Genomic DNA, 21,134 nt, shown 5'->3' on the forward strand with positions numbered 1-21,134 from the left:
AAGAGGTCTTAAGACCTCTTTTGTTGTTTTTATGTTGGGTAAAACATGGTATTACTTGCATAGTTATTATTTAGCAGGAGCAATCATCCCCATGGAACTTACATTAGATAACGTATTCAACTTCAGTGCTGGCCCAGCTGCACTGCCTAAACCGGTAATGAAACAAGCGCAAGCGGACTTTATTGATTGGAATGGTTTAGGGACTTCCGTGATGGAAATCAGCCATCGCAGCAAGGAATTTATTCAAGTTGCTGACGAGTCCGAACAGGACCTACGTGATCTTCTGAACATCCCAGACAACTACAAAGTTCTTTTCTGTCAGGGGGGCGCTCGTGCTCAATTCGCTGCTGTTCCTCTAAACCTTTTAGGTGATGCGACGAAAGCGACTTACATTGATGCGGGTTACTGGGCAGAAAGTGCAGTGACTGAAGCGAGCAAATATTGCGAAATCGATGTATTCAACGCGAAGACGTCAATTGATGGTAAAGCAGCGGTTGTTCCAGCTAAAGATTGGAAAATTGACCCGGAAGCTGCGTATGTACATTTCTGTCCGAATGAAACCATCGATGGTATTGAAATCAGCGAGCTTCCTCAAACGGATAAGCCAATCGTAGCGGATATGTCATCTAACATTCTGTCTCGTAAGATTGATGTGTCTCAGTACGGTGTTATCTACGCGGGCGCGCAAAAGAATATCGGCCCTGCGGGTATCTGCATTGCAATCGTACGTGATGATCTACTCGAACTCGCAAACGACGTGTTGCCGAGTATTCTGAACTACAAAGTACTTGCTGAAAAAGACTCAATGTTCAACACACCACCAACGTACGCTTGGTACCTATCAGGCCTTGTGTTCAAGTGGCTGAAAGCTCAAGGTGGCGTTGAAGCGATGGAGTTGGTGAACAAAGAGAAAGCAGCGCTGCTTTACGATGCAATCGATAGCTCAGCTTTCTACAAAAACGATGTTCACACTGCAAACCGTTCTAGAATGAACGTGCCGTTCCAACTGGCGAAACCTGAGTTAGATGGCAAGTTCCTAGAATTGGCTGATGCTGCAGGTCTGAAATCACTGAAAGGCCATAGAGCAGTAGGTGGAATGAGAGCTTCACTTTACAACGCAATGTCTCTGGAAGGCGTTCAAGCGCTGGTTAGCTTCATGAAAGATTTCGAAGAGAAATACGCTTAATCGATGATAGGGCTTTGACTGATAAATTGCTTATTTGATTTTTATTGTGTCGAATGCACCGAACGAGATAGATGCCGCTTTTGCGGCATTTTTTTTGTCGTTAATAATAAAGGGTATGGTATGTTGATTTATTGTAAGAACAGTCATCCGGAGATATGACGGATGTATCAGAATGAGCAGACCTTTCTCTTAAAGCGAGAGTATCAACTGTTATTTAGGCACTTTTTACTATATAACGTGTCGCCCAAAGCTAGGTCTCTAATCATGAGCAGTGAGCGATAAGCCGCATCGCCCGGTTTATTGATGGGCGATTAAAATCCAACGTCTAATTTTTACCACAAGGAACCAAGTGTGAGGTTATTGAGTCTATTTGCGATGCTATTTCCGGCCGTTGCTTGTTCGTCCACACTTGAAATATGGGCTGGTATTAATTATGAAACGGCCGATTATGTAAAAGAACATATCGAAGCGACGACTGATCATCGTGTAGAAATTCGTTCGTTTGACGTCAACAGTATTCGTTCTGAACTGCTTGTTGCTGATCCTAGAGACAATACCTTTCCCGACGCCATCTGGGTTCCTTCTGACTTCTTAGGTCTAACTGAATATATCGATTTAGCGACGCTTCCTGATGCTTGGGTCGATACCCAACGCTATGAGAAAAAAGCGCTCGATGCAGTGGTCATCAACGGTGAGCTTAAGGCGTTACCGGTTGGTATTGGAAACCAAGTCGTTCTGTATTCGAGCAAGCCTCAAGCGCAAGTCGTGACATGGGAGAGCCTAATTGAACGCTCTGCTCAGTCCGATCAAGTGAGCGTGCTTTTTCCCAATCCAAACATGTACTTCTATCTAGCTTTCTATCAGCTTTTTTCTGAAGACTTATTATCGTCGAAGAATGTTAATGGTGAAGGGTTAGTTGCTATCTTTGATTTCATCGACATGTTGCAGCAGAAAAAAGTCATCGAATCATCGTGCAGCGATATTTGCGCGAGGCAGAGGTTCATCAATGGGGAAGTCGAGTTTTTGATTGACGGTGATTGGGCGTTCAGCGAACTCGATGCCGCCTTTGGTCGAGATTTGTACATCAATTCGTTGCCGACCTATCGTGGTGAAAGTATGTCTTCATTTAGTGGCGCAAAGGTTTTTGCTGTCACGGAAAAAGGCATGCAAAACCCAGATAAGAAATTGGCTTTGAAAGAAGTCGTTCAATACCTGCAATCAAACAGTTTCACCTCTTTAGCTCACTCGAGTGCCATGGTTTCGCCGTTTTATGAGGTTAATCAACGCCGTGTTGAGGAAGGTAACCAGACACTTTCAAATATGTACGATGAGTTTCAAGCATCGCAAATGATGTCGAGTGACTACAAGATGGCGATCGTTTGGGAGGCATCGGCTCGGGCGTATCAGCGTTACAAGTCAGGGATGCCAAAGAGTGAACTGCATAAATTTTACAATGATTTTGTTCAATATTACTCGGCGAATATGAGGGTAAGAGATTGAAGCTATCATTAAAATACACCATGGGCTTGGTGTTGCTGGCTTGCTCAATGCTTCCTGTTTACCTAGCGGGACAGTTGATTCTCAATAAACAAAACCAAAGTTCTTTAGAGCAAAAAGAAACCAAGCTGGACAACTCTACGACCGGTATTCGTCAAACCGTACAAGAGCAAATTAAGCTGACGGCGAGCCTAACTCAATGGTATTCGCATGACCGATCATTGATTAAAGCGGGTGGTAATATCTTTTTCTCGAGTGTTGTTTGGGACAAGATGGATAGCTTCAATGCGCTAGCGGAGAGTGTGTCCGCGACTTATATTCTGGACCAAAACTGGAAGCCCATTTATGACAGCAAAGGCAGCTTGTACCATTTTGAGCAGAGCCAGTTATTAGAAAGCTTGAAGCGTCCTCAATCGGTTTATGGGCAAGGGAAATTGTTCCACACCGAGTTTACCGAAACTGAAGTGGCGGATAATGCCGCTGCAGGTATCGCTTTTGTCGCGCCGATTTTACCTTATCGTTTGATAGAAGGTTCTACATACACGCCGCAGGGTTATCTTGTGGTTCTTATGGGGTATGACAGACTTAAGACTAAAGTGACGCCTTTCCTTTATCAAAATGAGTCGGTTGAGTTTAACTATATTGATTCAACGGATGCTCAATCTTCTGAACAAAGTGCGAACATTATCTCTATCGACAGCACATTCTTTACCGACAAATTGGTACTGAACGTCAAACATCATATTTCCGACAGTGAGCGTTTATTAGAGATGCAACAAGCTCAGGTGGTCTTTGTCAGAATATTGGTGGCGACGCTTGCCATCTCGATTGTGTTTGCTCTGTTCCTAAGCCGCTGGTTCTCAGGGCAGTTAAACTTGTTGGCTGAATCTGTTACGTCGTATTCGCATAACCAGTCACCGACTCATAGTGTGGATGAACATCGTTTTACAGAGTTCGTCACGCTGAGTCGTTTATTGGAAACCATGTGGGGTCGTATACAATGCCAAGTCCGTGAACTGACCGAAAGCAACGATAAACTCGAAAGGTTTAATGTTCTGCTAGAGGACTTAGTTGAAGAGAAAACCAGCAAGTTAACGTATTCGCTCGCGCGTGAAGAATCCCAGAAGCATCGTATTTTGAAGATCGTTCAGTTTGCATCATCAAGACACGCGGCTGAATATCGGTTGATTCCTCAAATGGTCGATCAAGAGTTAAAGACATTACTTGTTCAACATTCGATTCAGTTTCATTTTAACCGGACTGGCGAGGCTGACCTGATACTCTGTGACTCACAGGGGACGGCGATCGGGTATTTTTGTTCAAGTTCATTTGATGTCCTCAGTGAAGAAGATCTTCTGATTTTTGACATGTACCAAAAACAGTTAGCTGGTTGGCTAGAGCTCGAAAATATTACACGGATTAACATGCCGACTGGCTGTTTGAATCGTAAAGCTTTTAATGAAGATCTCGAATTCAGTAAACGCAGCATTAACGACAATCAAAATCAGATTTCTTTGATCATTATTGATATCAATGGCTTGAAAACGACCAATGATGTTCATGGACATGAGATCGGGGATGAGCTGATACAGCGCTGCGTACACGTAATCAGCCACGAATTGACACCTGCCAGTAATCTATACCGTTTGGGTGGAGATGAATTTGCGGTGCTTACCTTAACGTCTGGTGAGTCGAGTTCGCTCAATGTCGCAAAGATGACTGAGCAGTTGTACATTGCTCAGGAGCAACAGGCAATCGAGACTAAAGCGGGTATCTCTATTCCTGTCAGATTCTCGATTGGTGCAGCCTCTAGTGATTCAACAGACGTTGAGCAATTGTTCTCAGTCGCTGATGAGAATATGTATCAGCAAAAGCGTCTTTATTACCAAACGTTGTCTGTGGTTGGGAAGTAATAATGCCAATCACGCTGACAAATAGCGATCACGATTTTCGACGTCCATTAGAGCGGAACTGCTGCGGTGTGACGTTATAATATGTTTAAACGCTTATGGGAAATGCGCTTAGTTGGGCCAACCGTTGCTTAAACACAGACGATAAAAATGAAAAAGCCCACCAATGGAAGTTGATGGGCTTTGTGTTTGTATTTAGCTTACGTAACTCAGCTAGAGCCAGAAACTCTTCAGAGGCATCTCAGAGTCAAAGTGATGAGCAATTTGCGCTTGGAGTAGCTCAGCGGTCGCAATAGCGTCAGTTAATGCATGATGCGGCGTGTAGTCGGGCAGATGGTATCGACGACGACTCTGACCCAGTCTCACTGAAGCTGGCTTCTTACCTTTCAGCTTGTTCCACAAGCCGCCAGCCAGTTTATTTTGGATCTGAGATTCAATCTCCAGCGTGTCGAGGACTGGGAACTCAATGCCTTCACCGAGTCGCACTTTCAATGCATTGTCCAAAAAGTCACGTTCGATACGACGATAGTGAACCACAGGGATATGTCCCGCCATTGATTCTAAGATCTCGCCCAACACTTCGCTAAGGTCTGGCGCATCAATGATGTCATTGTGAGTGATGCCATGAATCACGACAGACTCTTCTTCAAGTTTCTGTTTTGGTCTTAGAGTCCAGTGTTTGGCTTGTCGCAAGTAGATGCGATTGAGCGTAAATGGCACTAAACCAATGGTAATGATGCCGTCTTTGTTTGGGTTTAACCCCGTTGTCTCAAAGTCGACAGCCAAAAACATCACTTCTGAAAGTGGCGTATCAGGCGCAGGAAGAGGCTGGCTATAAAAGTGCTTTAAGCGCTCGTCTCTCGCTCGTTCAAGCTTCTGAGCAAACTTAAATGGCCAATCGACCGCAGGTGATCTGAATAGTTTGTTCATAGGCCCTACTTAAACTTGTTGCTGGCTTGATAACGGAACTTAAGGAAGTTTTGCGCATTACTTAATATTTGGAATGCATCCTTTAGGTTACGTCGTTCGAAGTCAGACAGGTTCTCTGGCTCGATGTTGTTATCAGGCTCGATGTTGTTGTCGACATCGTGTGCTTGGTGGCGAATACGAACCAGAGAGATAAACTCCATCGCATCTTTCAAATCTTGAGCTCGGCCTTTTGGCAGAATACCGGCGTCAATAATGTCATCTAAGCGTTCGAACGAGTTCTTAGAGCGAGACGCTACCGCGAGCGAGTGAACACGAATCAAATCGGCGAGTGGCGCAGTACCACGACGCTTAAGGTTGATAGAGTTGTTGTGACGGCCATCTTTCTCCATCACGAAATCTTTGAAGAAGCCGAGCGGAGGTGTACGGTTGAGTGCGTTACGTGCAAGGCACGCCAAGAAGCGATTGTTCTTACGTGCGCGTCGAACAATAAAGCTGTTCAATTGCTCGGCCCATTTCAGACGACCATAAACGCCATCTAAGTCGAAGAAGATTGAAGCATTTAACAGTGCTTTCGGGTTTGGATCATCAATCCAATCGGCAAAGCACTCTTCCCATTGTCGACGAGTCATACGCCACGTTGGGTTAGTCGCCATGATATCGCCAGTACAATACACATAGCCACACTGATCTAAGCCATCACAAATAAAGGTCGACAGCTCCTCAAAGTATTTACCGTGCTTTTTCTCGTCGTAGGTATCATCAAGAATGATTGCGTTATCTTGGTCGGTAACCAGCAGCTGCTCATCACGCCCCATAGAGCCCAGTGCGAGGAAACAGTAAGGAATAGGCGACTTGCCCAATTTCTCTTCGCCCAGTTCGATAATTCGCTGCTTAAAGCTACGACCAATTACCGACATTGCAGTACCCACCATGTGGGCGTTGGCATCTTCGTTAACTAAGCGCACAAAGCTGTCTTTTACTTGCTCGGAAAGCACCTTCAGATCTTCGATACTTTGTTGCTGGAAGATACTACTTACCAATAACAGCGAGTTTTGAGACTCATAACGAACAATATCGGTCGCTTCGATAATACCAATCGGCTTCTTATCTTTAAGCACTGGTAAATGATGCACGTTATAGCGAAGCATGGTCATCATAGCTTCGTATACGTAAGCATTGTGATCGAGAGAGATAACCTCAGGTGTCATTACGCTAGAGACTTCATCCGATGGGTCAAGCCCTTCAGCTAAAACGCGAGTACATAAATCTCGGTCGGTGATGATGCCAATCACGGGTGTTGAGTCATCTTCATCATCTTCAACGATTTCTGGATCAATGATCAGCAGGGAAGAGACATTGTCTTCGGCCATCATAGTCGCGGCTTGCTGAATCGTGCGCGTTTTTTCGATCATTGGCGCTTCGCTAGTCAGTAGCGTTTTTACCTTGGATGTCGTGAGATCGTTGGCATCGTTATTACTTGAGTTTGCTTGGCGAAGACGGGCGTTGTCTTCTACTTCTACGAAATCTGCAAAGGAGTCGTAGTTGTCGTAGAGCTCTTGGAAAATTGGCTCAGGAATGCAGTAGAGAAGAGTATCTTCGGTCGCTTTTACTGGGAAACGAACCTTGTTGTTGGTCAGTAGACCCATTTGCCCGAACAAGTGGCCTTCATCAAGGCGGTTATAGAGTTCGCCTTTACGACGGTAGACTTCGACTTCGCCACTTCGAACGATGTATAAGTCATGAATTTGATCACCAAAGTGAATGATAGGGGTATCTTGGCGGTAATAAGAAATTTCCACGCTACTGGTCACTTTCGCCAACATCTCCTCAGGGAGTTCTGTGAAAGGGGGGTATTGTGCCAGAAAGTTTTGAATCTCTAATAACTCAGCATCCATAATGATCATCCATTGGTTTGTATGATTTCATGGTACAACATTTGATAATATTTTGCCGTCACAAATCAATCTGTGAGCTAAAACCTTTTTAAAGTCTTATGGATAGACTAACCTTTCAATTAATGGAGTGACAGTTTAAGGATGATAGGAATGTCGAAGTGGAAGCTTAGTTTTGTATCTGCGGTTTTTATGTTTTCTCCAAGTTTGTGGGCGGACACTAACGCGGTGGATATTTTGGATTACGACCATATTTATGCCACCGCGCATTCGGGCAGTTTAAATGAAGATGCAGGCAGTAATAACAATGCCTCGTCGTATGGATTAGGCGTCAGTTACGCGATGACGGATGATTGGTTGTTGCTGGGAGACTATAGCGCACGCTTCATTCACCCTGATGACACCACAACTCGAATTGATACACTGATGCCAGGTGTTGGTTACCGTTACAGCATTAAGAAAGATTTAGATATAGTGGCTTACTACCTGCTTGGTATCACAAAAGGTAAGGTTGAAGATAATGACACCAACCGAACTGAATCTTCAGACACTGAGTTCATCCAAGGGGTAAAAGCTGAGCTTAACTATGGCTTTGCGAAACGTTGGATAGCTAACGGGAGTGTGCAAGTGAATCGAAGTGACCTGTTTGATGAAGAGGTCTATCACTTAGGTTTACGTTATCTAGTGACCAATAAGTTTGCGATTGGTGGGTCATATCAACATCGAGATGGTGAAGGTAAAATTCGTAGCGAGCGTACTCACGAGCTAGGAGTGGAATTTTTCCTAGAGTATTAGCCAGTAACGAAAAGGCTAAGTGCACTAATAGCTCTTATATACAAAGAGACAGACACAAAAAAGCCAGCTTAATTGCTGGCTTTTACACATCTATTGGTCTGCAAATACAGGTTTCGCTTTTCGATTAAAGAACCGCAGCGATACCTTTACATAGAGGACCCATGTTTGACTTAGTCATACCAGCAACACTGATACGGCCAGAACCAACAATGTAGATTGCGAATTCGTCTTTTAGGCGAGTTACTTGCTCTTTGCTTAGACCTGAGAACGAGAACATGCCGTTTTGACGTTCGATGAATGTGAAGTCTGCATCAACACCTTCTGATTTCAGTGTCGTTACGAATAGTTCACGCATCTCTTGGATACGGTCACGCATTTCTGCCACTTCTGCTTCCCATTCAGCACGTAGATCAGCATCACCAAGGATGTGAGTAACGACAGCACTGCCGTGGGCTGGTGGGTTAGAGTAGATAGAGCGGATAATGCTCTTAACTTGAGAGAATGCTGTCGTTGCTACGTCTGCTGATTCAGCAACCAGAGTGAATGCACCAACACGCTCGTTGTACAAGCCGAAGTTCTTAGAGAACGAGCTAGCAACAAGGATCTCTTTGTTGTATTGAGCAAAAATACGTAGGCCAGCAGCATCTTCTTCAACGCCTTTTGCAAAACCTTGGTAAGCAAAATCGAATAGAGGAAGCAGTTTCTTCTCAGCAACCAGTTTAGCAAGAACTTCCCACTCTTCAGTTGTTGGGTCGATACCTGTTGGGTTGTGACAGCAGCCGTGAAGAAGAACGATATCGCCTTCAGAAGCTTTCTCTAGGTCAGCAACCATGCCTGCGAAGTCTTTGTCTTTAGTTTCAGCGTTGTAGTAGCTGTATTGAGCAGTTTCGATACCCGCAGCTGCGAAAACGCCGTTGTGGTTAGCCCAAGTTGGGTTACTGATCCAGATTTTCACTTCGCCCAGTTGGCGCTTGATGAATTCACCCGCTACGCGAAGTGCACCTGTACCACCTGGAGCTTGTGCTGTTTTAGCGCGTTGAGATGCAACGATCTCTGCGTCTGAACCGAAAAGAAGTTTCTGAACCGCTAGACCGTATTCAGCTGTACCTTCAATCGTTAGGTAAGATTTGGTTTTTTCGTTTTCAAGAAGTGCAGCTTCTGCTTTCTTTACTGTTTTAAGTACTGGTGTTTGACCATCTTCATTTTTGTAGATGCCAACGCCAAGGTTGATTTTCTCTGCACGAGAGTCTTTTTTAAACTCTTCAGTAAGGCCGAGGATAGGATCGGCGGGAGCAGCTAACACTTTTTCAAACATAATCTTCATCCATGTCAATTGAGAGGGGATAGTATCTATGGGTAGTTATACCTGTATGGAATTTTTAAGACAATACGAAGTGAACAGAAAGACCAAAAAAAATCCATTTCAATCAGATTTATTGACTAAAGAGGATATTTGATAACAAAACACCCTACGGATTAACCTATAGGGTGCAAGAAGTTAGTGGATTTTGAATAGATTACGCAGGTTGAGCAATAAAGCTTTCGCGCTCGAGTTCACTCGCTACATTTTTGCCATCTTTGTAGGTCGCAGCAATTGAAACAAACGCTTGTTCGACGACCAGAAAAGCTTGGACAACTTGCGGATCAAAATGCGTCCCATTGCCCTTTAAGATGATCTGTTTAGCTTGTTCATGAGTAAAGGGTGGCTTGTAGACTCGCTTCGAGATGAGCGCATCATAAACATCAGCTAATGCCATTAAACGGCCAGATAACGGGATATCTTCACCAGACAACTGATTAGGATAACCACTGCCATTCCATTTCTCGTGGTGAGTCAGAGATATCTCCTTTGCGACTCTTAAGAAAGAGCTACTTCCCAACTGCTTTTCTGCAATAGATAACGCTTCAGCCCCAATCGCGGGGTGACCTTTCATTATCTCAAACTCTTCGTCCGTCAATTTGCCCGGCTTCAATAACACACTATCAGGAACACCTACTTTGCCCACGTCGTGCAAAGGCGCAGATTTGTAGAGCAACTCGATGTAGTTTGGAGTTAACAAGCTTGAGTGGGTTTCTGATTTGCTGAGCTCTTGTGCGAGTACCTTGACGTACTCTTGAGTTCTTAGGATATGTGCGCCCGTTTCATTGTCTCGAGATTCAGCCAATGCCGATAAGCTCACAATGGCCACGTCACGTGTGGTTTTCACTTCGTTTTGCGCGGTTTCAAGGCTATCAAGCATGGTATTGGTCATTGATGCCATTGAGCCTAGCTCGTTGTAAGCGAAAATAGGTAAGCGAACGCCTTGCTCGCCATTGGTGACTTTGTTTAATGCGTGCTCTTGGCTTAGGAGAATACGCTTAATTAGCTTACTCCAAAGCGTCATGATGGTTATCGCGTAGCCACCCAGTACCACAGCCAAATAAATAAACTCTTTGATCACGCTGATCTTGCCGGTGCCATCCAATAAGCGGTCAGGGTTGTGTTCTAGCCAGAAGATGTCTTTAACGGCAATCATCGTCAACATAGTCGTCAGTGTTACCAGAAGCACGATAACCAAGCCTATCATCTGCTTGACCAGTGAACTTCTTTCACCAACCAGTTGGAAGTCGAATTGTCCAGTCGTCTCCATTTTATCCATTTGGCTGAGCTTGGCATTCAATTGAAGAATGGTTCCGGTAAATAAGCCGAATAGACTCATGCCAAACAGCACCTTCAAATTACTATCTATGGTGAATTCATAGCTTAAGTTGTAGTAGAGCGCGAAAGGCACACTTGCAGCAAAAAATAGCAGGGTATCGAGTTGCGCGAATCGGCCTTGCTTGACCAAGGTATGTTGCGCCAATGGGTAACGACGTGCGAGCCATAATAAGATAAACACAATACTGACTTGTGTGAAAATCTCTAACGTCGTTAAGCTATCGAGCATAGGGCACACCCGACTGCCATAGGTGCCAAACAGCACGCCAGCAATGACGTATAACTTAGTCGTTAGCGATTGATTGTAATTTGAAGTATCCATCGGTAAGCCTTTGTTCTCATTCTTATTAGATTTACGCATTCATTGATTCACGACTTTAGAATTGCGAATGATTAGCATAAGTGACGTGAATAAGACCGGGAATTCTATCGATAGCTTTCGTGGATTGATACAAGAAACTGGTTTGTGTTAGAGATTTGTTAGCTAGGTGGGGGTTATTGCAGCATTTTTATGAAGATACTTGAATAGCCTCGGTCGAGGTTCGAGGCTATTCAGTCTGTGTACTGGTTAGAATCGCGAGTGATTGAGTTTGCTATCTACTTTACCCCGTTACTTTTTGAGATTGATTTCAGCTTCGATTGAGCCGGTTTCAATCTCAGGGTGAGACGCTAGTTTGTCTGCAGCCCATTGGTTGATGTGTTTCAGAATAGCAGACACCGCGTGTTTTTCCGTTGGTGCTTGGTCTTGTTCGACATCGATCTTTTGCTTTGGATGTGAGCCTGTCGCATCTTCAGCAATATGGAGCCAATCTGGGTGCCAGTAATATGGCTGACCGCTCGGTGTTGTCCAACTGTGAACACCGTTTGACTCTCCTTTATAACTTAATTGGTCTGCTTCTATTTTTTTCATTGTTATCTCGCATGTTTTTGGGTTACATCAAATTATTGAGGTAGAAAGCCAACTTAGCTCCTACCTTGGGTACAAACTTAGCAAAGCTTACAAAGTTATCTGTGAACCAATTCACACTATTGTGGAAATTAGATGCGATCATATGGATAGCAGCAATAGTTGTTGGCGTAAGTGATAAAATCACCGGCTCACAGAATTTCTCTAGGTAGTACAATTAGATGGCGCGTTATGAAGAGCTTGCAAAGGATATTCGAACTCAGATAGCCAACAATACGTGGCGATCCGGAGAGAAGATCCCTTCGGTACGCATGAGTTGTCGAAATTACAACGTCAGCAATAGTACTGTCTTACAAGCCTACCAGTTGCTAGAAAGCGAAGGGTGGATCATCGCTAAACCTCAGTCGGGCTACTTTGTAGCGCCAAGGCTGGACGGCGTTGACTACGCACAGCCACTCGTTAGTGAAAAGAAAGCCATTAATGACCGCTTATTTGATTTCTTGAAGTCGAGTTCAGCCGAAGGTGTGATTCCTTTCGGCTCTGCATTCCCAGATCCTGACCTGTTCCCGTTACCTACCTTGACTCGAAACCTTGCCAGCGCGGGTAGGAAGATGACTGGCGCGAGTGTGATAAATAATTTGCCACCGGGCAGTGAGTCCTTGAGAAGGCAAATCGCACAGCGTTATCTGCAGCAAGGGATCACGGTTAATCATCAAGACATCGTGATTACGTCGGGTGCTATGGAGGCGCTCAACTTGAGCCTGCAAACGGTCACCAAGTCGGGTGATAACGTCGTGATTGAGTCTCCCGCATTCTATGGTGCTCTGCAGGCTGTCGAGAGGCTCGGGCTTAACCCGATCGAAGTGGACGTTTGCCCAATCAATGGGTTGAATATAGAGCAGTTTGAAAACGCGCTACAAAACCAAGATGTTAAAGCGTGTTGGCTGATGACGACTTTTCAAAACCCAACGGGAACCAGTTTGTCGGAACAGGCAAAGCGCCGTGTGGTAGAGATTGCAGAACAGCATGGAACCTACATTATTGAAGATGACGTGTATGGCGATCTTTATTACGAAGGGAATAAGCCGAAGCCACTAAAGGCCTTCGATAAGACCGATTCCGTCTTGCTTTGTGGGTCGTATTCAAAAAGTTTGTGTCCTGGTTATCGAGTAGGGTGGGTTGTGAACACGCGTTTTAACGACGCGATTCAAAAGTTACAGCTTCTTTCTACGTTATCGAGTAGCGCTCCTGTTCAACTTGGTGTGGCTCATTTCTTAACGCATGAAAGCTACGACAATCACCTTCGTAAACTGCGTAAAAACCTTGTCGTCAGGAAAGAGCGATTTATCGATGTCATTAAGCAGTACTTTCCGCATTCAATCGAGATTGAAGAGCCGGCTGGTGGTTACTTGATATGGATTCGCTTTTCTGAAAAATTCGACAGCCAACAGTTTCATCAACTGGCTATCGAACAAGGTATTAGCGTTGCATCTGGCGATCTGTTTAGTGAGCATGGCAGAGTGGATAACGCGATACGATTGAACTTCTCTTATGAACTGACAGAAGAGAAAGAACAGGCGCTCATCTGGCTTGGCAAACTGGCACATCAACTTACGCACTCGTAAAACCTTAAGTCCCTCATAAAAAAGACAATCATTCCAACTGTACGGGTTGTTTGTGGGGTAACTGTACGCCTAATTGACCAAAGAGTTGTGATTCAATAACGGTAGACCAAATATTGGAGATACCGTTATGTTGAAAATGACTATGGGAAATGAAGTTAAGCTGATTATTGTCGCTATTGTGTGTGCGCTTCTGCTTATTCTCGGCCACGTACTGCTGGCAAAAGCATTCGCTGATATGGCGTGGGCGGAATACACCACTGCCGCGATCCCATTCGTTATGATGGCAATTTGCGGTCTTGCAATAAAATACGCTATCGACCAAGATGTGGATTAGCTTTTGAAATAATGAGTCTCAGATAGTGGCACGCAGAAGCATCTGGACTCGTTTTATTCCGAACATAAAAAAACCTCCGCAAGTGCGGAGGTTTTTGTTTGTTCTTAACTTTTAATATCGAATAGGTTTCGAATTAGAAGTTTGCAGAGCGTGGTGTACGTGGGAATGGAATCACGTCACGAACGTTACCCATACCTGTTACGTAAGATACTAGACGCTCGAAACCAAGACCGAAACCAGCGTGTGGCACTGTACCGTATTTACGTAGGTCGCGGTACCAGCTCATGTGCTCAGGGTCGATACCCATAGCAATCATACGCTCGTCTAGAATGTCTAGACGCTCTTCACGTTGTGCACCACCGATGATTTCACCGATGCCTGGTGCAAGTACGTCCATTGCTGCAACTGTTTTGCCGTCGTCGTTTAAGCGCATGTAGAAAGCTTTGATGTCTTTCGGGTAGTTCTTAACAATAACAGGTGCTTTGAAGTGCTCTTCAGCTAGGTAACGCTCATGCTCAGAAGACATGTCGATGCCCCACTCAACGTCAAACTCAAATTTCTTACCAGAGTCTAGTAGGATTTGGATTGCGTCAGTGTAGTCAACTTGTGCGAAATCAGCGTCTACGAATTGCTCTAGACGAGTGATTGCTTGCTTGTCGATGCGAGAAGCGAAGAATTCAAGGTCGTCGCGGCGCTCTTCAAGAACAGCAGCGAAAACGTACTTAAGCATGTCTTCAGCCAGTTTCGCTACATCGTTAAGGTCTGCAAACGCAACTTCAGGCTCAACCATCCAGAACTCAGCTAGGTGGCGGCTTGTGTTTGAGTTTTCAGCACGGAACGTAGGACCGAACGTGTAAACCTTGCTTAGTGCACAAGCATAAGCTTCAGCATTAAGTTGGCCAGATACTGTTAGGAACGTCTCTTTACCGAAAAAATCTTCGTTGAAGTCTACGTCGCCTTTTTCAGTGCGTGGTAGGTTTTCCATGTCTAGCGTAGAAACACGGAACATTTCACCAGCGCCTTCTGCATCAGATGCAGTAATAAGCGGAGCAGAAGTCCAGAAGAAACCTTGCTCGTGGTAGAAACGGTGAATCGCTTGAGATAGACAGTTACGTACACGTGCTACTGCGCCAATCACGTTTGTACGTGGACGTAGGTGAGCAACTTCACGAAGGTATTCGATAGAGTGACGTGTCTTAGCCATTGGGTAAGTGTCAGCGTCTTCAACCCAGCCTACAACTTTAACGTCAGTTGCTGCTAGTTCGAAGTCTTGACCTTTCGCAGGAGACTCAACAATCTTACCCGTTACTTCAACAGAGCAGCCAGTTGTTAGCTTTAATACTTCGTTTTCGTAATTATTAAGATTATTAGGAACCACGGCCTGAATCGGGTCGAAACAAGAGCCGTCATAAATGGCAAGGAAAGAGATTCCAGCTTTGGAATCACGACGTGAACGGATCCAGCCGCGAACAGTTACTTCACTGTCTACCGCTAGCTTGCCGCCAAGTACGTCTGTTACAGGCGCGTAAGTCATGTTGATTTCATTCTCCATTGAGGGACAAATTCAACTCAAAGTCTCTGGCATTGCTGCAAATAAATATACATTTGCACAATAATTAGCCGAAACATTAAGTTGTATAAACTTTTTAAATCGATTGAACATATTACCTGTCATACCGACAGCTTCAACCTTTATTCTTGCTTGGTGAAAGAAATATTGTGTCTACTGACGATAAATAGGTTTGAGGGTGTGTTTTTTGTTCGATCTTAGCGTCAGCCTTACCTTTCACCCTATGTGAGCTGCTGAACGAGCATGGCGTAATCGAAACCTTTGTTTTCAATAATGGGAGTGTGATTGTGTTGAGACTCACTCTATATTGGCGCGGATTCAGTCATTTTGGACTTGATCACCTTCTTAATTTCCCACTAAAGTACAAGAGGAGTTTAATATCTACGTGTTAATTACGCCGCCTTAACCCCTGCATTCTCTCTACACCCGCACTTTTCGAGCGCTCGCTCATTCAAGAAAAACAGTCGATCAAATTATGTCTCAACAAGGCAGGACTGGCTGTACAAGTAAAAGAGAATTACATGCTTAATTATTTAAAAAAACACTGGTTATCAAACGTTAAAGGAGATTCATTATCTGGGATTGTGGTTGCACTCGCATTGATCCCTGAAGCCATCGCATTTTCAATTATTGCAGGCGTTGACCCTAAAGTAGGGCTCTATGCCTCGTTCTGTATTTGTGTCGTCACTGCTTTGGTTGGCAGTCGTCCGGGAATGATTTCCGGTGCAACAGGCGCTATGGCGCTACTAATGGTCACTTTAGTGAGAGAGCACGGACTAGAATATCTACTCGCCGCTTCATTTCTAGCTGGCGTCATTCAGATCGCAGCTGGTTATCTCAAGCTTGGTAACCTGATGAATTTCGTTTCCAAATCGGTGATTACTGGATTTGTTAACGCGCTCGCCATTCTAATTTTCATGGCCCAACTTCCTGAATTAATCAACGTCTCTTCAAGCGTTTACGTGTTAGTCGCTTTGGGTTTGGCGATCATTTATCTGCTTCCTTATTTCCCCAAGTTTGGTCGCGCAATACCTTCTCCACTGGTCGCGATTGTTACCCTGACAATCATTAGTTTGCTCTTCGGCTTAGATGTGAGAACAATTGGCGATATGGGCAAGCTTCCCGATTCACTGCCTGTGTTCTTGATTCCTAATATTCCATTCACGTTTGATACACTAGCAACCATCCTGCCATATTCGATTGCTCTATCTCTGGTTGGCTTGTTGGAATCCTTGATGACAGCGACCATAGTCGATGACCTGACTGATACTGAAAGCAATAAAAACAATGAGTGTAAAGGGCAGGGCGTTGCGAACATCGTTGCTTCATTATTTGGTGGAATGGCGGGCTGCGCAATGATCGGTCAGTCGGTCATCAACATCAAATCAGGCGGCTTAACCCGATTATCCAGCATGATCGCAGGGGTGGTTTTGTTGCTAATGGTGGTGTTTGTTTCTGATTGGTTGAAGCTTATACCGATGGCGGCTTTAGTGTCTGTGATGATCATGGTTTCTATCGGCACATTCTCATGGCGTTCCATTGTTGAGCTTAAAGATCACACACTGCCAACCAATGTAACCATGCTAGCAACCGTGGCGGTGGTGGTGTTTACTCATAACTTAGCGATAGGTGTTGCGGTTGGCGTGGTGCTGTCGGCTCTGTTTTATGCACATGCCAGCAAATCCATGGTGTTTATATCCGATGAAGTCGTGACAAACGAAATGCACACCATTCACCGAGTAAAAGGCCATGTCTTCTTTGCTTCGTCAGATGCGTTTGTCGACTTATTTGATTATGACAACGCGACCTCTTTAGTGACCATCGATATATCGGATGCGTCATTCTTAGATAATACCTCGGTCGAGGCGCTTGATAAGGTTGTGTTCAAGTTCCGTAAAAAAGGGGCTTACGTTGAAGTGTCAGGAATGGATAGCGTGAGTGCGAATCTGATAGTCAAACACGCGATGTATCACAAGCATAAAGACTTAACCGCGGTTTCCATTACGCACTAATCTTGGTTTACGGTTCTTTTAAAGCCTGAAAGCCTGAATTAGACGTTGCTATGAAGATAAAGCGCTCATTGTTGAGCGCTTTTTTGTTGGCGATCTATGACTTCTTCTTTGTACTCGACAAAGTAAACTGATTAATCAGCGATTCAAGATGATCAGATAGCTCTTCTAAGTCATTGCTGATGTTGCGAGTTTCAGCCGCGGATTGCGATGTGTTGTTGGCGTGAGAGGTGATGGTTTCAACCTTTTGTTGAACATCTTGAGTCGCTTGTGTGGTGGATTGCGTTTGCTGCTGAATATTCTGTGCGTGAGCCAGCACCTGTTTCATCTCTTCGACCACACCATTCATTTCAATTGAAAGTGCGTCGATATCGGTTGAGCTTTGATGGGCTTGTTCGCAAACGCGATCGGCAGAAGTCAGCGACTCTTCGCTGCCTTGCTGGAACTGATGAATGATTGACTCAATACTGCCTGTTGCTTCAGCGGTTCGTGATGCAAGATGGCGAACTTCATCAGCCACCACCGCAAACCCACGACCTTGTTCTCCCGCACGTGCCGCTTCAATTGCTGCATTCAAGGCCAGAAGATTGGTTTGGTCAGCAATGCCACGAATCACACTCAATATTGAAGAGACCTCTCCGGTTTGCTCATTGAGTGTCAGTATTTTGTGTTTCACTTCTTCTATGCTGCTAACGAGGTTTTTTATCTCACTGCTTGCTTCGTGTGCTTGGTTGGCACTCTTACACGCCACATCAGCGGTGTGATTGATAAGCTCTGAAGCTGTTAAAGTCGCTTGTTCTACATTGACTTGCTGTGCCTGTATTCCTTCGACATTGTGTTGCACTTCTGCGGTTTCGCTTTGCTGGTCGCTGGCGGCTTGCTCGGTAATTTGCGCGACACTAGTCAGTTGGTTGGCAGACGCATTTAACTTGTGCGAGGTGCTTTGTACCTTTTCTAAGCTGTCAGATACGGTTCCCATGAACGAGTTGATGGAGTTAGCCAGCGTGCCAATCTCATCCTTGCTTTGTTCCGGCAGGCGAGTGGATAGGTTTTTATCGTTGCTGACTTGGGTCATAAAGCGAGAAGTCTGTTGCAGCGGGCGCACGATAATCTTACGAATTAATCCCATCGTAAGGACAAATCCGGCAAACGAGATCACTGCCATAATGCCAATAGCAGCCATGGTTTGAGTGTTAATCAGCGAGTTAACATGGTTAAGGTTATATTCGAGACGAATCGCACCCAAGACTTCACCTTCTGGTGCCATATGACAGGCGACACAATTGGTTCCTCGGTAATCTTCACTCGACTTCATTGGCAGAGCAATAACCAAGCCTTTGCCCCAATCAGCAGAAAAAGGCTCGATAACGGTTTCGCCCGCTAGCGCTCGTTTATCAATATCGTCAACCGGTGTTTGGTTGTCATTACCTGGGCCATATAACTTGCTGACAGCGTCGGCGCGTAAAACACGAACGTCTTCAATGCCTTCTTGAGCCAGTGCTTTCTGACGAAGGGTCTCTTTTTGTGCCATGGTGCCGGTGAGCATCATCATATTGAGGCTATCGAAGTAGTTACTTGCTTTGTCGTGAAGCTGCTCACTTAACACTGAGTTTACAAGTTGCTTTTGTTGCGAATATTGAAAGTAGGTCGATATTGCCAGCAAAAAGGTGAACACGATGGCGAGGGCCACTAGGATTTTAAAGGTGATTGTTGAGCGCATAAGGTGTTTGTTTTTATTAATTATAATGACGCAAATACTGTACTAGTAAGAATTCCTACCACCTATGGGGTATAACGAATTGTGTGACCACACTCCGGTTGTGGTTATGTTTCTGTGATGTAGCGAGTTTGTGTCGTGTCTGATGTTGAAATGGAACGCGCTTCAAGCTCCTCGCTGTTCTTAAAACAGACTGTTGTTTTGGGAAAATTGAAGTGCAGCATCGAGTTTTGATTGTGCTGATAATTAGAAAAGCCTAGGTTGTTAATTAGCTCGATGTATTTGTCCGCTTGTCTTTTATCAATAAAGACTATTGTTTTAGACGACTTAGTGGTCAATTTATATCCAAATGGTTGTTTTGTTCAATTTAATAGCAAAAACTGTGGTTATAGCGTTGTGTTTCGAGGCTCATTCGATAAGATGAAAAGACCTCTATGATAGAGGTAGGGCAGCAACGGATACGCTGCTTCAAATACTATGGAATGTGACTTATTGGACACATACATGAAATTCAAGATTACATCACCGATTATTGAACCTACGGAAGGTTCACCACATCAGTTAATGCTTACTCACGCTTCTCGTTTTACCTCTTTTAAGACAAGCTCCCCTTTGAACGCCCTGTTCGACAACGTCTCTGCACGCTTCTTTACCGCTTATCGCTCCTATTGTTATTCGTTTTATAACTTTATTTCTATCTGAACTCCTTTGTCATCCGCTCGATGAACGAAGACTCACATCTATAAAAACTAAACAAATAAGTTAAAAACAATGAATATTAAAATGATGGGTAGCTCCCTAATTATCGCTGGTACCGCTCTCGGTGCTGGTATGCTTGCGATCCCAATGGTATTAGCTCAATTCGGATTGCTTTACGGCACACTGCTTATGGTACTGATCTGCTTCGGTACGACTTACGCAGCATTACTACTTCTAGAAGCGACCATCAAAGCGGGTGGCGGTCTAGGATTAAACTCTATTGCCCGAAAAACCTTGGGTAAACAAGGTCAGTTGCTTACCAACGGCTTGCTATACGCGTTGTTGATTTGCCTATTAATGGCTTACATTCTGGGCGCAGGTGACTTGCTGAGTAAGTTACTGTCTAACTTTGGCGTCGAAATTACCGCGACTACCAGCCAAACCGTGTTTACCTTGCTTGCTGGCGCAGTAGTCGCAAGTGGTACTGGTGTGATTGATAAGCTCAATCGAGCATTGTTCTTCGTGATGCTTGCTAGTTTGTTTGCAACCATGGCCTTCTTAGCGCCGAGCATGACTCAAGAAAACTTGATGCAGGTAACCAGCCATGACCACGTTGACCTAATCAAAACCAGTGCCATCCTGTTTACGAGCTTTGGCTTTATGGTGGTGATTCCAACCTTGGTTTCTTACAACCACGAAGCGACAGACAAACAGCTGCGTAACATGGTGATCATCGGTTCTCTGATCCCATTAGTGTGTTACTTGTGTTGGTTGTTTGCGGTAGTGGGCAACTTGAGTGAAGAGCAATTCAGAAGCTTTGAGAACGTATCAGATTTGATGGCGGCGTTTGAGGCTCAGTCTCCTTGGGTGGGTAACGTCTTGTCTACCTTCACTGGCTTGGCGTTGTTGACTTCTTTCTTTGGCGTAGCAATGGCGTTGTTCAACCAGAACAAAGACATGTTCAACCAAAATACAGCGGTAACGTACTGCATTAGCTTTATCTTGCCGTTGGCGGGTTCATTGCTTGCTGCAGACAAGTTCCTACAAGTGCTGAATTACGCAGGCATCATCTTGGTGTTCCTAGCGGTGTTTGTTCCTCTGGTTATGGTCCACAAGCAGCGCTTCATGAAAGTTGCTGATGACCGATACCGAGCAGAAGGTGGCAGCGCAATGATGTTGTTCTCACTGCTGTTTGGTTGTTTCCTGCTTATCTCGCAAGTGATTTAACAAAACAATTTGGTCGGTTGAATCAATCAGTCACCAAGCTTTAGCTCCAAAAGCTTCAGATACAAAAAAGGAACGCCGCGGCGTTAATGCCGTTCACTTAAGAGTGAACGGCATTTTTGTTCTTAGCATACCGTTGTG

The 21,134-nt window shown here is 44.7% G+C and carries 16 protein-coding genes; 9 read left to right on the forward strand and 7 right to left on the reverse strand.

Translation table 11 applies throughout. The features are described 5' to 3' along the window. Positions 1-91: 91 nt before the first annotated feature. The 3 genes from serC to AB6E78_RS18025 all read left to right on the forward strand — a co-directional run bounded on the left by serC (position 92) and on the right by AB6E78_RS18025 (position 4,596). Positions 92-1,186, forward strand: a complete 1,095-nt coding sequence (gene serC / locus AB6E78_RS18015; RefSeq protein ID WP_017065411.1) for a 3-phosphoserine/phosphohydroxythreonine transaminase — start codon at positions 92-94, stop codon at positions 1,184-1,186. 351 nt (positions 1,187-1,537) lie between these two features. Continuing rightward, the gene (locus AB6E78_RS18020) at positions 1,538-2,686 is read left to right on the forward strand and encodes an extracellular solute-binding protein (RefSeq protein WP_372134020.1); all 1,149 of its coding nucleotides are present in this window, start codon (positions 1,538-1,540) and stop codon (positions 2,684-2,686) included. A gap of 20 nt (positions 2,687-2,706) precedes the next feature. Then, positions 2,707-4,596 carry a diguanylate cyclase gene (locus AB6E78_RS18025; protein ID WP_372134025.1) on the forward strand — a complete coding sequence of 630 codons (1,890 nt, stop codon included), beginning with the start codon at positions 2,707-2,709 and terminating at the stop codon, positions 4,594-4,596. Between the two features lie 210 nt (positions 4,597-4,806). Here AB6E78_RS18025 and AB6E78_RS18030 read toward each other — a convergent pair whose 3' ends face one another. Then, positions 4,807-5,523, reverse strand: a complete 717-nt coding sequence (locus AB6E78_RS18030; protein ID WP_017060409.1) for a 3'-5' exonuclease — start codon at positions 5,521-5,523, stop codon at positions 4,807-4,809. A gap of 5 nt (positions 5,524-5,528) precedes the next feature. Continuing rightward, positions 5,529-7,418, reverse strand: a complete 1,890-nt coding sequence (locus AB6E78_RS18035) for a DUF294 nucleotidyltransferase-like domain-containing protein (RefSeq protein ID WP_017066062.1) — start codon at positions 7,416-7,418, stop codon at positions 5,529-5,531. 150 nt (positions 7,419-7,568) lie between these two features. Between AB6E78_RS18035 and AB6E78_RS18040 the strand changes: the two genes are divergently transcribed. Further along, positions 7,569-8,210: an outer membrane beta-barrel protein gene (locus tag AB6E78_RS18040; protein WP_017068768.1), complete on the forward strand. Its 642-nt coding sequence runs from the start codon at positions 7,569-7,571 to the stop codon at positions 8,208-8,210. 124 nt (positions 8,211-8,334) lie between these two features. Here AB6E78_RS18040 and AB6E78_RS18045 read toward each other — a convergent pair whose 3' ends face one another. The 3 genes from AB6E78_RS18045 to AB6E78_RS18055 all read right to left on the reverse strand — a co-directional run bounded on the left by AB6E78_RS18045 (position 8,335) and on the right by AB6E78_RS18055 (position 11,818). Next, positions 8,335-9,525, reverse strand: coding sequence for an amino acid aminotransferase (locus AB6E78_RS18045; protein WP_017065416.1), 1,191 nt, complete (start codon positions 9,523-9,525; stop codon positions 8,335-8,337). A gap of 202 nt (positions 9,526-9,727) precedes the next feature. Next, positions 9,728-11,269 carry an HD-GYP domain-containing protein gene (locus tag AB6E78_RS18050; protein WP_372134019.1) on the reverse strand — a complete coding sequence of 514 codons (1,542 nt, stop codon included), beginning with the start codon at positions 11,267-11,269 and terminating at the stop codon, positions 9,728-9,730. 249 nt (positions 11,270-11,518) lie between these two features. Next, positions 11,519-11,818: a hypothetical protein gene (locus AB6E78_RS18055; protein WP_017060414.1), complete on the reverse strand. Its 300-nt coding sequence runs from the start codon at positions 11,816-11,818 to the stop codon at positions 11,519-11,521. A gap of 218 nt (positions 11,819-12,036) precedes the next feature. On the opposite strand from AB6E78_RS18055, the gene AB6E78_RS18060 reads away from it, so the two are divergent. Both AB6E78_RS18060 and AB6E78_RS18065 read left to right on the forward strand, forming a co-directional pair. Continuing rightward, positions 12,037-13,440, forward strand: a complete 1,404-nt coding sequence (locus AB6E78_RS18060) for a PLP-dependent aminotransferase family protein (RefSeq protein WP_136979623.1) — start codon at positions 12,037-12,039, stop codon at positions 13,438-13,440. A 127-nt stretch (positions 13,441-13,567) separates the two neighbouring features. Next, complete coding sequence (locus AB6E78_RS18065; RefSeq protein WP_004734707.1) at positions 13,568-13,774, forward strand: hypothetical protein; 207 nt, start codon at positions 13,568-13,570, stop codon at positions 13,772-13,774. A 133-nt stretch (positions 13,775-13,907) separates the two neighbouring features. Here AB6E78_RS18065 and asnS read toward each other — a convergent pair whose 3' ends face one another. Then, the gene (gene asnS, locus AB6E78_RS18070; protein ID WP_017060416.1) at positions 13,908-15,308 is read right to left on the reverse strand and encodes an asparagine--tRNA ligase; all 1,401 of its coding nucleotides are present in this window, start codon (positions 15,306-15,308) and stop codon (positions 13,908-13,910) included. Between the two features lie 557 nt (positions 15,309-15,865). On the opposite strand from asnS, the gene AB6E78_RS18075 reads away from it, so the two are divergent. Next, positions 15,866-17,356, forward strand: a complete 1,491-nt coding sequence (locus tag AB6E78_RS18075; RefSeq protein ID WP_372134018.1) for a SulP family inorganic anion transporter — start codon at positions 15,866-15,868, stop codon at positions 17,354-17,356. 94 nt (positions 17,357-17,450) lie between these two features. Here the strand turns inward: AB6E78_RS18075 and AB6E78_RS18080 are convergent, their stop codons facing one another. Further along, positions 17,451-19,073 (reverse strand): methyl-accepting chemotaxis protein, encoded by a 1,623-nt coding sequence (locus AB6E78_RS18080; RefSeq protein WP_017065420.1) that lies wholly within the window; start codon positions 19,071-19,073, stop codon positions 17,451-17,453. 501 nt (positions 19,074-19,574) lie between these two features. On the opposite strand from AB6E78_RS18080, the gene AB6E78_RS18085 reads away from it, so the two are divergent. Together AB6E78_RS18085 and AB6E78_RS18090 are read left to right on the forward strand one after the other, a co-directional pair. After that, positions 19,575-19,772, forward strand: a complete 198-nt coding sequence (locus AB6E78_RS18085) for a hypothetical protein (protein WP_048611631.1) — start codon at positions 19,575-19,577, stop codon at positions 19,770-19,772. An 81-nt stretch (positions 19,773-19,853) separates the two neighbouring features. Further along, on the forward strand, positions 19,854-20,996 hold the full coding sequence (locus AB6E78_RS18090) for an amino acid permease (protein WP_017060419.1): 1,143 nt from the start codon (positions 19,854-19,856) through the stop codon (positions 20,994-20,996). Positions 20,997-21,134 lie beyond the last annotated feature (138 nt).

The sequence above is a fragment of the Vibrio sp. 10N.247.310.98 genome (genome assembly GCF_041467395.1).
GTDB lineage: Bacteria > Pseudomonadota > Gammaproteobacteria > Enterobacterales > Vibrionaceae > Vibrio > Vibrio crassostreae_C.